Genomic DNA, 12813 nt, shown 5'->3' with positions numbered 1-12813 from the left:
CACCCACCCAGCCACCCAGCCACCCACCACAAGGAAGCCGCAATGAACCGCACGGGAATCGAATCCGCCCTGAGCGACCTGCTCTTCAACCGCGACATCACCTTGGAGGAGGCCGCCGAGCGCCACTTCACGCCGGGGTACCGCCAGCGCACGGACGGCGAGTGGGCCGACCGCGCCGAGTTCCTCGACCACATCAGCCACCTGCGCGGCATCGTCGCCGACGGCGAGGTCGAGGTCCACGACGAGCTGTACGACGGCAACAAGTACGCCGACCGGCACACCTGCCACATCACCAAGAACGACGGCACCACCGTCACCATGGAGGTCTACGTCTTCGCCGACTTGGCCCCCGACGGCCGCTTCCACCGCATCGAGGAGACCACCCTGATGCTGAGCGGCTCCGAAGCCGACCGCACCATGGGCAGCGCCCGCTGAGTCGTGGCTGGGGCTCGATCACCGGCCTCAGCCTCTGGAACAGCAAGCTCCTGCTTGACGGCGCGCCCGTAGCGGTCACGCGACCCGACTGGCTCGAAGCCGCCCAAGATGCGGCCGGTGTCATTGAGGCCGCGGGCGCCCACGCGACCGTCGTGTGTGACTGGTGCGACCGTACCGTCACGCCAGGCGCCGGCCCTCTCGACCCGGCCCCGTGTGAAGGGCCATGGCCGCCTGAGACCTGCCGGGCGAGTTGCCCCCCGGCCACGGACTGGGCACAGTCACTCCTCTGACGCGGCGTCGCGAAACCGTTTGAGGTCCTCGGAGGCCAGGGCCGGCCGACGCCCGTCGGTACCACCAGAGCAGCCGTTCACACCGGCCGACCATCACCAGTCCCATAGGTGTCCACCAGATTCGCGATCAGCGCGGCCAGGGCGCCGGCGCGGTGCCGGTCCTCACTCTGATCGCGCAGGGCCTGGTCAGCGGCCAGCAGCCGGGCAAGGGCGGCCGGATCCCGGTCCTCCACGTCGTAGATCAGCGGATCGGTGACCAGGTCCGGGCACTCGGTGAGCAGCCGACGGATGGCGGGCGTCGGCGGGCCGGGGTCGGGGTCCGGGTCGCGGTCATCGGTGGTCAGGTCAGGTACCGGGCGGGGTCGGTGAGGCTCCAACCGACGACGGCGCCGTTCTGGACGAGCAGCGCCACATCTGGGGCGATGCCGATGCGGGCGTCCACCGGCTCGTCCAGGACGTCGAGGTCACGCACGCAGGTCAGCTCGGCGTCCCCGGCGGCGCGGTACAGCACCGGGCACATCTCGTGCCGGAAGTCCTGGACCTCGTCCGCACGGAGTCCGCCCGCAAGTACCACGGGCATGACGGGAACGCGGTCGGTGCTCTCGCAGTGGGCGGACGTCCATGGCATCTGGAAACGACAGGTGCGGAGCCTGTCGGCACAGCTGAGGATGGCCGCGGTGCGCAGGAGCCAGGGCCTGGCCGCGGCGCCGGCTCCCCAGCATCTGGTCTTCGCCGGGCCGCCCGGCACGGGCAAGACCACGGTCGCCCGCATCGTCGGCAAGATCTTCGCCGGGCTCGGCCTGCTGGAGCGAGGCCATGTCGTCGAGGCCCAACGCGTCGACCTCGTGGGACAGCGCCTCGGAGAGACAGCGATCAAGACGTCCGGTGCCATCGACCGGGCACTGGACGGCGTCCTCTTCATCGACGAGGCCTACGCGCTGTCCAACACCGGCTACTCGGGCGGTGACGCCTTCGGGAAGGAAGCACTCCAGGTGCTGCTCAAACGGGCCGAGGACGACAGGCACCGCCTGGTCGTGGTTCTGGCCGGGTATCCGAACGAGATCGCCGAGCTCCTTTCCACCAACCCGGGTCTCGCTTCCCGCTTCAACACGCGGGTGGACTTCCCCTCCTACGCCGCCGACGAGCTGGCGCTGATCGCGGAGTCGTTCCTGGCGGCTCAGGGGGATTCGCTCACCGAGGAGGCGGCGGTCGCGCTGCGCACGTCGTGGGACCTCGCCGTCACCCACGGCATGATCGACCGCCTCGGCAACGGCCGCTTCGCGCGCGAACTCGCCCGAAAGACCGCCGCGGCGCGGGACCTGCGCGTCTTCGACCGGCACGGCAGCTCAGGAGTTCCGTCGCACGACGAGGTCACCACGCTGCACGTGGGTGACGTGATGGATGCGTACCAGGAGCTCACCGGAAGCATCCAGCCCCGGCCTTCGGCCGCTCCGGAGGCTTGAGCCGCAGTCGAGAGGTGCCATGACCTCGTTCCCCGTCCGTCAGTGGTGATCGCCATCATGGGGACATGGCCAACCCGAACCTGACCGCCGGCAGTACGTGGCGGCTTCACCACGGCGACCAGGAGATTGCGGGGCTGACCGTGACCGGCACCGACATGCCCTGGACCCACGCCGAAGTCGAGGCACTGCCTGGCTTTGAAGAGTTCCGTCCCCTCTTCGCCGGGCAGGAACGGGCTGTTGACGACGAGGACTGGGAGCAGGCCGACGCCTGCTACACCCAGATCCGCGGTGCGCTCACCATGACGTTCCCCGACGGCAGCCCGGTCGCCGAATTCATGCTGCACATCCACGACGACGGCACCGCCGGCTGGCGCTGGCACGACGAGCCCTTCGACGCGGTGAACCCGTGACACGCTGGGTTCGCTGTTTCTGGGACGAGGAAGCCGTCTGGTTCTACTTCGAGCTGGACACCGACGGGTACGTGCTCCGGCAAGTCGAGCTTCAGGAGCCCGGAAACAGGGCACTGGCCGCTGCCTCGCTGGCCGAGTGGCAAGAACCAAAGTGACGGTCGGCTGGCCCCATACGAGAGCGTCTACGGTCTGACCGCCGAGCCGCCCATCTCTGAGTGGGAGGGGCACGACCCGCAGCGGTTGTCGGCCGATGAGTTCGAGGTCGTTTGGTCGACCGCCCGTCGACAGCTCCGGGCTTACGAGCTCACCAACACCCGTCACCGAGTTTGATCCCCGACGCGGCGGCCGAGTACACGACGTACAGCTGGATCAGCTCCATCGGAATCGCCAGGACGCTGAACCACACGGTGGTGCCGGCGAGCAGACCCGGCCAGCTCTCCCCGAGCCGGAGGCCGTACCGGCCGCGCAGCCGCCGCGCGAGCAGCACGCACACCGCCACCGCCGCTACGCCGAGGATCGCACCGGCCCACCCAGCGGCGTACTCCGCCATCGGGAAGGGCAAGTGCCGACAGACCTCCCGCTGCCGGTCGGCCCACTCATGCTGGATCTCCTGCGTGTGCAGGGAGGTCACCACACCCGCCACGATCATGAGCGGCACCATCAGCGCCGCCGTCACGGTGCCGAACGTCACGGCGCGCGGGCGCGCGGTGCCGTCGGTCGTAGCGGGGGAGGGTGAGGTGGCGGCCATCAGTACCAATTCGGTTCGGGGCGGACGATGCGGGTGCCCTGCTCGCCCCCGTTCCTGTGCGCGATGTGTTCCCGGCTGTCCAGACTCACGTTCTGGAACGAGCTCGTGTGCTGGGTCAGCTTGATGTCCCCGTCAGGGGTGACCGAGGTGACGACGGCGGCATGGTGGGTCTCGCCCGGGACCGTTTCCGTGCCGGGCGCCACCTGCTCGTGGAAGATGATGTCACCCGGGCGCGCGTCCGCCCTCGGGATCTCCTTGCTGCCGTGGCGCAGCAGGAAGTTCTGCAGCCCTCGGCCCGCGCCCAGGACTCGGAGTGGTACGCGTTCTGGTCGAGCCGGTCCCACCCGGTCCCGCTCCGGCGGCCCCAGGTGTCGTCGCACATCAGCCCCGTCCACGGCGAGAACCTCTTCTTCATGCGGCCCGCTTCCAGGCTGGACGACACGAAGTTGGTGCAATTGCCGAAGGCCCCGTGGTCCAGGTCGTCCTTCTTGTCCCAGCGTTCGAGTGCGTACCGCACCATCTCGACCCGGTCGGTCGATCTTGCCGTCGGGCCCGCGGAGCCCGCGCCCGACCTTGGTCGGCAGGCCCTTGAGGCCGGCCAGGGTCACGGGACCGGCCCGCGTGAGGTCCTTCTGCTGCTGCGGGGTCAGGCCGTCCCACCAGGCGCGCTGGAGGTGCGGGTCCTTCCCGACCGGGATGTCCGCCCTGAGCATGTCGAATTCGACGTGGGACGCCTCGACCAGGAAGGCCGTGCCGGAGCCTGCTGAACGCGTCCTCCGCCTGGGCGTCGGTGGTGTCGTAGGCGTTGGCCGTGGTGTGGAGGTTGTCGGCCATGGTGTTCATCCGCTTCCCCAGGCCGACCATGTGGTCCTCCCATGCGGTCGCAAAGCTCCCACCGCGTCCTCAGGCAGGCAAGGCCCCTGACGCCTGTCGCTGGCTTCCAATCCGCCAGGGTCTGTCGTGTGAACGTTCGCGTTGTTCCCAGGGGTAAGTTCACGTAATTCCGCAGGGCCTGGCCTCGGGCGGCGTTAGGTTGACCAGCGTGAACTTGCTGGGGTGGAGCTATCGGTATGTGGGACCGCCTGATGTGCGGGCCCTTGTCCGGCCGGAGGCCGAGGGCCGAAGCATCCACTCGGCGGCCGATTTCGACGAATGGGCTTCGGCTCAGGCAGCGGTGGAGCTGGCCGAGCCGTTCACGTTCGTCATCGACTCGGAGGGTGTGCTGCGGCTCGCGCCGCGCCGGAGTGAGCACGTGGTGTGTGCTGGCGGTGGCCGAGTGCTGGGCGCCGGGGAGATGAGCTTCCGCGAGGAGTCCGGGCAGTGGGTGGTCGCTGAGGTGAGCAACCAGTCGACCGGATACTGCCCGGACATCAGCTCGTGGCCGGTCGTCGCGAAGGCTTTGGCGGCAGCCGGGATCGAGTGCCCGTCCTGCTTCACCCACGAGGTGGTGTTCCGGCGCTGTCCCTCCTGCAGCCAGCTGAACGTCGTTCGCGAGGAAGACTTCGTCTGTGTCTTCTGCGACGAGGACCTGCCGCGGGAATGGAACGTGGACTGGACTGGAGTGGACTGGACCGGACCGGACCGGGCTGGGCGTTAGCGGACCGGGGACTTGCCGGGGCCGTTCATGATGGCCTGGTGGGGACCTGCCCTGCCGTTCGCTGACCAGTTCTTAGAGGTCATCGTCTGGCCGTCTGGCTCGCGAAAGAGCCAGGGATCGGAGTGGGCTGCCGCGATCGACGCGGTTGCAGGTCATTCGACCGACGCATAGAGGCGGCGGCAGCGTACGTCTCATCCCGTGGTGCGCACAGCTCGTTCAGCTCTAGGCTCGACACCATGCACCGCCAGTCCGTATCCCCGCCGTTGACCGAGGAAGAGCTGGTCATGGCCGAGCAAGAGCTTGGTGTGTCCTTCCCGGCCGCTTACCGTGCGTACCTCAAGGAGGCGAAGCCCGCCAAGCCGGTGTTCCGGCGCCGTGATCCTGCAGGACCACGGCTGCGGCTTCCACACTCTGCTGGCGGTCGCCGGTCCACTCGCAGGCACGGTGTGGTGGGATGGTCGCGCCACCTGCGACCTGATCATCCCGCTGCCCCTCGACCACAGGGGCAGCGCCCGCCCCGTCACGTTCAGCGAATGGCTTCGCTACGACTCCTGGGACCTGCTGCCGCCGGGCTGGGGCAGGTCCTCTCGCTCCGGCTCATAGGCCGACTGGAGGCGATGGACGCCTGGGGGGGTCCGGCGAAGGCCCAGACACGAACGTCCATCCACACACCGCCCTCCCGGACGCCGGGGGACCGGACTCCGCAGACGGCAAAACGCAGCATTCGGCTGGGCGGCCATGAGATGGGCGGAGAGCCCACGCGGTTCCACTTCCATGAGAGGCCAGTGCAGATCGTCGAGGTCCGTGCGTTCGAGGGCACCTGCGGCGGGGTCCGCGCACGTGGAGATCGATATTCCGGACGCGGTCGCAACATGGACGCCGGCCGATCTGTCGGCGGACGTGCTGGTGGCCGCTCCACAGGGCGACGTGACGGTCTGCGCCGTGGTGGACTCGGTGGATGACGACGGCGTCGTGTCTCTGCGACTGGGGTCGGACATCGTCTTGGTCGATTGGGAAGCCGATGCGCTCCCGTCAGCTGGACAGCGAGTCCTCTTCGTGACACCGGTAATCGAGTTGTACCCCTACACGATCTAGAAACCAAAGAGGTACCTGGCACGGCATCCCCTGGGTGGGTGCGGGCCTGGCGCCCCGGAAGCGGCTGGTACGGAGCACGCACGACGACTCCGGGGGATGACCGACTGCTCCGGGCGTGCCGACGCCCGGCCTCTTACGACGCGAAGCGCCTGCGGTCCCGTCGGTCCCAGGGCTGGCCGACGGGACCGCGGGTGTTCGTGCTCGCGGTCGTCCGCAACCTCCACGTCGTGCCTCCCGCCCCGCGACCGTGCCCCACAACGGCTGCCGCCGAACCGCCGCAGGCGCTCGCCATGGCCCAGCGCCGGCGCGAAGGTGCCCCACCACACGGCCCTGTACGCCGCGCCCGGGCGCGCCACCCATGGGGTGTCGGGGTTCGCGGCCGCGCGGCTGCGGCATCCGGCCAATTCGCCGGTGGCGGCCATGAGGTACCGGCGGACGGCGGTGGTGCCGTCGGAGCCGTCTTGGGCAGGGCAGGGCCGGGCCGGACCGGACCGGACCGGCCCGGTGGTCGGGGGCGCGGAAGGTCCGCCGGGCGCCGGGGGCAAGGAAGGGGCCTGCCGGTCCGGCCGCCGAGATGGTCCGGGGTGGGCCGAAGGACCAGCTCAGGGGGTAGGCGATGAGGGCGAGGCCGGCGAGCAGGGCGCACATTCAGCGCCCGTGGTCGGCCGACTCCCCGGCGGCTTCGCCCGGGGCCCCGGCCCCCATGCCGCCCGACCAGGCATCGGCCCCGCCCCACCGACATCAGGAATACCTGGGAAGCACTCCCGGTTCCAGGGTATGGTTGAATTGTAAACAATCCCAGGAAGGGGAGCCATGCAGTTCGGGATCTTCACCGTCGGCGACGTCACGGCCGATCCGACGACCGGACGCGTGCCCGGCGAGCACGAGCGCATCAAGGCGATGCTCGCCATCGCACAGAAGGCCGAGGAGGTCGGCCTCGACGTCTTCGCCACCGGCGAGCACCACAACCCGCCGTTCGTCCCCTCCTCGCCGACGACGCTGCTCGGCTACATCGCCGCACGCACCGAGAACCTGATCCTGTCCACCTCGACGACACTGATCACCACGAACGACCCGGTCAAGATCGCCGAGGACTTCGCGATGCTCCAGCACGTCGCGGACGGCCGCGTCGACGTGATGATGGGCCGCGGCAACACCGGCCCGGTCTACCCCTGGTTCGGCAAGGACATCCGAGACGGCATCGACCTCGCCATCGAGAACTACGCGCTGCTGCGCCGCCTGTGGGACGAGGACGTCGTCACGTGGAAGGGCAAGTTCCGTACGCCGCTGCAGTCCTTCACCTCCACGCCCCGCCCGCTGGACGGCGTCGCGCCCTTCGTGTGGCACGGCTCCATCCGCTCGCCGGAGATCGCCGAGCAGGCCGCGTACTACGGCGACGGCTTCTTCCACAACAACATCTTCTGGCCCGCCTCCCACACCAAGCAGATGGTCAACCTGTACCGGGAGCGCTACGCCCACTACGGCCACGGCACCCCCGAGCAGGCCGTCGTCGGCCTCGGCGGCCAGGTCTTCATGCGGAAGAACTCCCAGGACGCGGTCCGCGAGTTCCGCCCGTACTTCGACAACGCACCCGTCTACGGCCACGGCCCCTCCCTGGAGGAGTTCACCTCCCAGACCCCCCTGACCGTCGGCTCACCGCAGCAGGTCATCGAGCGCACCCTCTCCTTCCGGGACTACGCCGGTGACTACCAGCGCCAGCTGTTCCTGATGGACCACGCCGGCCTGCCCCTGAAGACCGTCCTGGAACAGCTCGACCTGCTCGGCGAGGAAGTCGTACCGGTGCTCCGCAAGGAGTTCGCGAACCTCCGCCCGGCCGGGGTGCCCGACGCCCCGACGCACGCGGCCCGCGCGGCGGCGGCCGCGAACACCGCCCAGCCGCAGGGCATCTCGAAGGACGTGAAGGAGGAGGAGACGCGGGCATGAAGCTCATCGTCGTATCGGCCGGACTCAGCTCGCCCTCCTCGACCCGTCTGCTCGCCGACCGCCTCGCGGCCGCGACCCTCAGCCACCTGGACGCCGAGCCCGAAGTGATCGAACTGCGGGACCTCGCGACGGAGATCGCCCAGCACTTCGTCACGGGGTTCCCGCCCGCACGGCTGGCCGCCGCGCTCGACGCGGTGGCCGCCGCGGACGGCTTGATCGCCGTGACCCCGGTCTTCGCAGGCTCCTACAGCGGCCTGTTCAAGTCGTTCTTCGACGTCATCGACAAGGACGCCCTCACCGGGAAACCCGTCCTCCTCGGCGCGACGGGCGGCACGGCCCGGCACTCCCTGGTCACCGAACACGCCCTGCGCCCCCTCTTCACCTACCTGCGCGCCCTGGCCCTCCCCACGGCCGTCTACGCCGCGTCCGAGGACTGGGGCGACGAGGGCCTGGCCCAGCGGGTCACCCGAGCGGGCGCGGAACTGGCCCGCTTCATGGCTCCCGCCACGGGGGACACCGCCGTGGACGTCGACACCGCCGCCGCGATCGCACCCCGCTCCCTCACGGGCGCGATCACGTCGGTGGACCCGGCGGACGGCTTCGCAGTGGTGCCGTTCGAACAACGACTGGCCGCACTGAGGGCCGAGTAACCGTACGGCTGGGTACGGCAACTGCCGCCCCTCGACGCCGTTCCCGTGCCGGTCAGGTACTACCGGACAAAGTGTGCCTGGCGGGTGTCGCGTTCCCGCCAGTACGACGTCGTCGAGGTGTGGCACATCCGGCTGCGGGCCAAGGCCACATCGGACGCCAACGTAGGGAAGGCATTCGTCGCTGCCCCGGCCACCGACGGCGACGGGGGCGGGGGCGGGGGCGGGGGCGGCGGTCAGGGCGGCGGAGCCGGCACCGGCAACACCCCACGCCCGACGGCGGTACGCCGACAGCCACCCACCCCGCCACCGGCGGCCGGCTCGCGGCCACGGGCACCGACCCCGCCACCATCTGGGCCCTCGGCGGATCCGGCGCGGCCCTCGCCATGGGCGCCGCACTCCTCGCGGGAACCGGCAAACGGCGGCGCACCACCACCTGAGGCCCCGGTGGCCGTGGATGTGAGAATGGGGCCCACTCAGACGCCGCCCCGGCGCTGCCATCATCCATATCCGGCACATCCGGCACCCCGGCCGTTCGGAGACGCCAGATCGAGGCAGGCAGGATCACCTTGACCACCACCGGCCCCTGGCACCTGCAAGGCTCTGACGGCCACCCCTACTCCGGCCAGGAAGCTCGGCAGCTGCTTCGGCATCGGTGGGACTGGGCGAACCAGGAGACCCGGTTCGAGAATGACGCGGGACGGCTCCTGGCCGTGGTCACCAACGGCGAACGCGCGACGGTCGTACTGCTGGACGGGGAAGACGGCCCGGGTGAGCATCTGGCCGATCCGCGCGCCGAAGGCTCCTCCGGTGGCTATCTGCTGTCCAACGGGCAGGTCGACAGCTACGCCGACCGGGACACCGTCGCGTTCGACGTCGCCGGCCACGCCGTGGCACACATGATCGAGCACGGCATCTGGCCCGCAGAAGTGACCGTTGAAGGCGGCTCGCCCCCGTCTCGCCGGGAGCGTCAGTGATGCCTGTCGAACGCGTGCTCGTCGGGAAACGGGAAGGAGGACGGCCTTGGCGACGTGGGGACTGATCCTCGAGACGACGGTGGGCCTGGGGGAGCGCAAGCACACCGAGGCCTACGTGATGGCACATGTGGAGGGTGGGCGCGAGGCGGCTCTGGCGGAACTGGAGAGGCGGGCGCGCGCCTATACGCCGGAGCATCCCAGGAGCCCCAAGCGTCGCCGCCTCTTTCGCGAGGGTGATGGATTCCTGCTGGTTGTCGACGGTGCGTGGCAGTCCCACGCCACCCGCTTCTCGGCTGCCGAACTCCTGGACGACACCGACCGCCCTACCCCGGTCGAACGGGTTGAACGGGTCGACGATGGGCCGGCAGAGACCGAGACGCTACCGGCCACAACGCCGGAGTCCCCGCCCCCTCCCTCACTGCCGCCGTCGGTGGAGCGCTACGAGGACGGCGTGCCGGTGAAACCGGCATGGCTGGGACGTACCGACCTGCGGTGAGAGGAGCGCCCGGGCCAGGACGGAACCACGTCGAGCTGATCGGCAGGCCGCGGGACGACCGGATGAGATCCAGCAGCTGGATACGTACCGGCGGTACATTCGCTGGTCTACGAGGGGTCACAGCTCAGTGGCGGGGTGGGGGAGAGCATATGGCGGAGGTCGAGGTTCCTGGGCCGGAACCGGACTGGGAATGCGCGCCGGAGTACCAGGGCGGCAAGCGAAACCCGGCCTTCCAGGCCAGCATGTGGGAGTACGCGGCGAGCTCCTTCCGGCTGGTTGCCGGCGTGTCTCCGTCGCTGGACGTTCTGGCCGCGCGGCTGCGGTTGAACATCGAACGGGGTTGGGAGGACCTGGGCGCGGTGGATGCGGCGATGTTCCGCATCCAGAAGATCGACTTTGCGCTCAGCCGGCTGGAGGGCAGCCCTCGCCCCGATGTCTTCGTCTGGGTCAGTCGCGCCCAGACAGACGTCGACGCGGCCCTCGACCTCCTGCTCAGTGCCCTCGGTATCGGCGAAGAAGCCCTCACCTTCCGCGGCGACATTGAAACCGGCTTCGTTGACCTGCGGAGCGAACCTCAGACCTGAGACCTGAGACCCGAGACCCGACCTGAGACCGGAACTCATGCTGCTTCACCGACGGGACGTCCGCACCATCGGATGCCTTTCGCGCTGCGGATGCGTACGCGTTCGCGGCGCTGGGCGGCGAGGACATCGGGGTGGCGGGCGTTGGTGTGCAGGGCCCGGGTCTGTGCTGTGTGGTTGCGGTGGTTGGAGTTGACGACGGTGAACTGCCGCAAGGGTCCGAAGTGGGCCTCGATCGGGTTGGCCCAGGACGCGTGGGCCGGGGTGAAGCACAGCGCGGCCCGGTTCGGCCGTCGGCGCGGCCGCCGAGCTCGGTGTCGAGCAGCAGCTCGCCGACGCCGCCGCGCTCGTCCGCCACTTCCTGGCCGACCGCCTGGGCCTGACCCTCGGCGATGAGGCCGTACTCGACCTCTTCGACGAGACCGCACGCACCCTGGTCCCGGCCCGCGGCCCCGAAGGTGCCGCCGATGTGATCACCGTCCTCGTCTCCCACGCCATCGCGTTCCTTTGCCTCGGCGACTCCCAGGTCGCCCACGCGCACCACCAGCGGCGGGAGAAACGGCGCATGCGCGCCGAGCAGTGATCACACGACCAACGAGTGGAAATCGACAGGGGCGGGGATGGACGGCGGCTCTGGGCCGCGTGGAGTCGGAGGAGCCGCTGCTGCTGCCGCTGGAGGCGGTCGAGCTGAACGCCTTCCGTCGGCGCCACGACCAGGACGCCCTCTGGTGCGGGCTGCTGCTCGGCGCCTTCGGCGGGCAGCTCACGACCGAGCTGCACACCGACCGCGTGTGCCGCGCCGCCCACCCCCCCGGGAACCGACGGACTCTGCCGCCGGCGCACCTGCGGGGTGACGAGCGCGGACCGCCTCTCCGTGAAGGCGGCCGCCGCCGCGTGGCCCGGCGCTTCCGGACGCCCCGAGGAGCAGGACCGCTTCGGCTTCGCCCGCCCGGACGGAGCCGAGGTCGGTTCGGTCCTCGACAGCCGGATGGGTGCGATTCCTTTCGAGTGACGGCCGCGATCAAGTGGTGAGGTCGTAGTTCCGCTGGTGAGTGCGTCAGGTGTGATGCCGAAAGGCCATGCAGCGGGGGCCGCGCTGCGTCGGGATACTGGGGCGGTGAGCAACGCCATGGCCGAGTACGAAGCGGCTGCTGAACGGTTGAAGCGAAGGGTCTACCTCGGCCTGCGCGAGGACAACCTCGACCCGCACGATGTGGTGGCCCTCGCCTGCGAACTGCACGACTGGTCCCACTGCACCGAAGCCATCGGGGAGGTCGTCGAACGGAACCCAGCCGAGGTGCCGCAGGGGGAGATGACAGCTCTGGCCTGGCGCATCCTGGACGGCGCGGGCTTCGATCCGGCTTCGACCTCGCCCCCGAGCGTTGGGAGACGTTGCGCGCCGCGCTGCGGATCATTGCCCGCGACCTGGCCACGCGTGGGATCGAGGGCGTACCGGAGATCGAGGTCCTGGAGGACTGGTTCCCGGCGGGAGCCGGTGTCCGCCTTGCCGGCGGCGACGGGCTCCAATGGGGCGGCCCCATCCTGCCGGGCATGTGCAGCGACCCGACCATGGCACTGAGCAGCCTGACGATCATGATTCAGGAGAGCCTGCTCGAACAGACCTGGCAGGTCTGGCCGGTGTGCCCCCGGCATGACCTCGGTGTCCACGGCTCGGAGCGGGACGGCGAGGCCGTGTGGTGGTGCGCGGGCGATGGCGGACACGTACTCGCGCCGGTCGGTGAACTCTCTGGCGCGCTCGGCCGCCGTCGCCACAAGGAGGGCCGGTAGCCGAGTGCAGTTCGTTTCGTCGGATCCCGCACAGCTGACTTCTCGGCCCCGCACAGGCTTCCTGGCATCATCGCGACATGCCCCCGACCCTTCCCCGCACTGTCCGAGCCGTCGGCACCGCTCAGCTCCTGGACCTGGCCCAAGAGGCCGCCGTGCACGGCTTCAGCCAGCGTCTCCCGGTCGACTACCCCCCATCTGCCGTCCCTGTCCGGACACGTCGATAGCCCGCTGCCCGGCACTGCGCAAGGGGTTCGCCATTCTCACCGTCGCCCGGGCCGAGCCCTACGGGGTTCGGGGCATTGAGTTCCGCACGTCGTGGACGCGACCGGTCCCGGCAACGCC

18 protein-coding genes and 1 pseudogene are annotated in these 12813 nt (G+C 69.8%); 14 read left to right on the top strand and 5 right to left on the bottom strand.

All coding sequences use genetic code 11. The features are described 5' to 3' along the window. Positions 1-42: 42 nt before the first annotated feature. On the top strand, positions 43-435 hold the full coding sequence (locus tag ADK52_RS22845) for a nuclear transport factor 2 family protein (RefSeq protein WP_053691707.1): 393 nt from the start codon (positions 43-45) through the stop codon (positions 433-435). Between the two features lie 367 nt (positions 436-802). On the opposite strand, the gene ADK52_RS42515 is transcribed toward ADK52_RS22845, so the two are convergent. Together ADK52_RS42515 and ADK52_RS22840 are read right to left on the bottom strand one after the other, a co-directional pair. Continuing rightward, on the bottom strand, positions 803-1102 hold the full coding sequence (locus ADK52_RS42515) for a hypothetical protein (protein ID WP_159046009.1): 300 nt from the start codon (positions 1100-1102) through the stop codon (positions 803-805). Further along, positions 1066-1305, bottom strand: coding sequence for a hypothetical protein (locus ADK52_RS22840; RefSeq protein ID WP_053691706.1), 240 nt, complete (start codon positions 1303-1305; stop codon positions 1066-1068). The genes ADK52_RS42515 and ADK52_RS22840 overlap by 37 nt, the downstream gene beginning before the upstream one ends. A gap of 97 nt (positions 1306-1402) precedes the next feature. Here ADK52_RS22840 and ADK52_RS22835 point away from each other — a divergent pair, with 97 nt between their 5' ends. The 3 genes from ADK52_RS22835 (at position 1403) to ADK52_RS44835 (ending at position 2753) form a co-directional block, all read left to right on the top strand. After that, the gene (locus ADK52_RS22835; protein WP_234344169.1) at positions 1403-2188 is read left to right on the top strand and encodes an AAA family ATPase; all 786 of its coding nucleotides are present in this window, start codon (positions 1403-1405) and stop codon (positions 2186-2188) included. Between the two features lie 65 nt (positions 2189-2253). Continuing rightward, the gene (locus ADK52_RS22830; protein ID WP_053691705.1) at positions 2254-2598 is read left to right on the top strand and encodes a hypothetical protein; all 345 of its coding nucleotides are present in this window, start codon (positions 2254-2256) and stop codon (positions 2596-2598) included. Further along, the gene (locus ADK52_RS44835; RefSeq protein ID WP_324615938.1) at positions 2595-2753 is read left to right on the top strand and encodes a hypothetical protein; all 159 of its coding nucleotides are present in this window, start codon (positions 2595-2597) and stop codon (positions 2751-2753) included. Before ADK52_RS22830 ends, ADK52_RS44835 begins: the two co-directional genes overlap by 4 nt. Before the next feature lie 149 nt (positions 2754-2902). On the opposite strand, the gene ADK52_RS22820 is transcribed toward ADK52_RS44835, so the two are convergent. After that, entirely contained in the window at positions 2903-3346 is a 444-nt protein-coding gene (locus ADK52_RS22820) for a hypothetical protein (RefSeq protein WP_053691704.1), read from the bottom strand. A gap of 115 nt (positions 3347-3461) precedes the next feature. Next, positions 3462-3866: an amidase domain-containing protein gene (locus tag ADK52_RS40410; RefSeq protein WP_078988529.1), complete on the bottom strand. Its 405-nt coding sequence runs from the start codon at positions 3864-3866 to the stop codon at positions 3462-3464. 522 nt (positions 3867-4388) lie between these two features. Here ADK52_RS40410 and ADK52_RS22805 point away from each other — a divergent pair. The 8 genes from ADK52_RS22805 to ADK52_RS22770 all read left to right on the top strand — a co-directional run bounded on the left by ADK52_RS22805 (position 4389) and on the right by ADK52_RS22770 (position 10686). Then, positions 4389-4943 carry a hypothetical protein gene (locus tag ADK52_RS22805; protein WP_053691701.1) on the top strand — a complete coding sequence of 185 codons (555 nt, stop codon included), beginning with the start codon at positions 4389-4391 and terminating at the stop codon, positions 4941-4943. 375 nt (positions 4944-5318) lie between these two features. Beyond that, the gene (locus ADK52_RS43890) at positions 5319-5546 is read left to right on the top strand and encodes a hypothetical protein (RefSeq protein ID WP_053691700.1); all 228 of its coding nucleotides are present in this window, start codon (positions 5319-5321) and stop codon (positions 5544-5546) included. Between the two features lie 237 nt (positions 5547-5783). Continuing rightward, entirely contained in the window at positions 5784-6038 is a 255-nt protein-coding gene (locus ADK52_RS22795) for a hypothetical protein (protein ID WP_147420143.1), read from the top strand. A gap of 813 nt (positions 6039-6851) precedes the next feature. Continuing rightward, a complete protein-coding gene (locus ADK52_RS22790) occupies positions 6852-7982 on the top strand; it encodes an LLM class flavin-dependent oxidoreductase (protein WP_053691698.1) in 1131 nt (376 codons plus the stop codon). After that, the gene (locus ADK52_RS22785; RefSeq protein ID WP_053691697.1) at positions 7979-8632 is read left to right on the top strand and encodes a CE1759 family FMN reductase; all 654 of its coding nucleotides are present in this window, start codon (positions 7979-7981) and stop codon (positions 8630-8632) included. Before ADK52_RS22790 ends, ADK52_RS22785 begins: the two co-directional genes overlap by 4 nt. A gap of 566 nt (positions 8633-9198) precedes the next feature. After that, positions 9199-9606, top strand: a complete 408-nt coding sequence (locus tag ADK52_RS22780; RefSeq protein ID WP_053691696.1) for a hypothetical protein — start codon at positions 9199-9201, stop codon at positions 9604-9606. Positions 9607-9652: 46 nt separating this feature from the next. Beyond that, positions 9653-10102, top strand: a complete 450-nt coding sequence (locus ADK52_RS22775) for a hypothetical protein (RefSeq protein ID WP_053691695.1) — start codon at positions 9653-9655, stop codon at positions 10100-10102. Positions 10103-10251: 149 nt separating this feature from the next. Then, the gene (locus tag ADK52_RS22770) at positions 10252-10686 is read left to right on the top strand and encodes a hypothetical protein (RefSeq protein ID WP_053691694.1); all 435 of its coding nucleotides are present in this window, start codon (positions 10252-10254) and stop codon (positions 10684-10686) included. 35 nt (positions 10687-10721) lie between these two features. On the opposite strand, the pseudogene ADK52_RS40400 reads toward ADK52_RS22770, so the two are convergent. Continuing rightward, positions 10722-10997: pseudogene (locus ADK52_RS40400) on the bottom strand (IS630 family transposase); the annotation flags it as partial. Positions 10998-11533: 536 nt separating this feature from the next. Between ADK52_RS40400 and ADK52_RS42510 the strand changes: the two are divergent. Together ADK52_RS42510 and ADK52_RS43885 are read left to right on the top strand one after the other, a co-directional pair. Then, the gene (locus ADK52_RS42510) at positions 11534-11695 is read left to right on the top strand and encodes a hypothetical protein (RefSeq protein ID WP_159046008.1); all 162 of its coding nucleotides are present in this window, start codon (positions 11534-11536) and stop codon (positions 11693-11695) included. Between the two features lie 380 nt (positions 11696-12075). Further along, complete coding sequence (locus tag ADK52_RS43885) at positions 12076-12471, top strand: hypothetical protein (RefSeq protein ID WP_234344167.1); 396 nt, start codon at positions 12076-12078, stop codon at positions 12469-12471. Positions 12472-12813 lie beyond the last annotated feature (342 nt).

Origin of the sequence: Streptomyces sp. WM6372 (assembly GCF_001279655.1) — a bacterium.
In the GTDB taxonomy this organism is placed as follows: Bacteria; Actinomycetota; Actinomycetes; order Streptomycetales; family Streptomycetaceae; genus Streptomyces.
Note: the sequence above shows the minus strand (reverse complement) of the source record. Positions and strands in the feature narration are given on the sequence as shown.

Bases quoted from the DNA above. Each gene is read 5' to 3' on its own strand.
- ADK52_RS22845 (WP_053691707.1), top strand. From the start codon at position 43: ATGAACCGCACGGGAATCGAATCCGCCCTGAGCGACCTGCTCTTCAAC.
- ADK52_RS22840 (WP_053691706.1), bottom strand. From the start codon at position 1,305: ATGCCCGTGGTACTTGCGGGCGGACTCCGTGCGGACGAGGTCCAGGAC.
- ADK52_RS22830 (WP_053691705.1), top strand. From the start codon at position 2,254: ATGGCCAACCCGAACCTGACCGCCGGCAGTACGTGGCGGCTTCACCAC.
- ADK52_RS22820 (WP_053691704.1), bottom strand. From the start codon at position 3,346: ATGGCCGCCACCTCACCCTCCCCCGCTACGACCGACGGCACCGCGCGC.
- ADK52_RS40410 (WP_078988529.1), bottom strand. From the start codon at position 3,866: ATGGTGCGGTACGCACTCGAACGCTGGGACAAGAAGGACGACCTGGAC.
- ADK52_RS22790 (WP_053691698.1), top strand. From the start codon at position 6,852: ATGCAGTTCGGGATCTTCACCGTCGGCGACGTCACGGCCGATCCGACG.
- ADK52_RS22785 (WP_053691697.1), top strand. From the start codon at position 7,979: ATGAAGCTCATCGTCGTATCGGCCGGACTCAGCTCGCCCTCCTCGACC.
- ADK52_RS22770 (WP_053691694.1), top strand. From the start codon at position 10,252: ATGGCGGAGGTCGAGGTTCCTGGGCCGGAACCGGACTGGGAATGCGCG.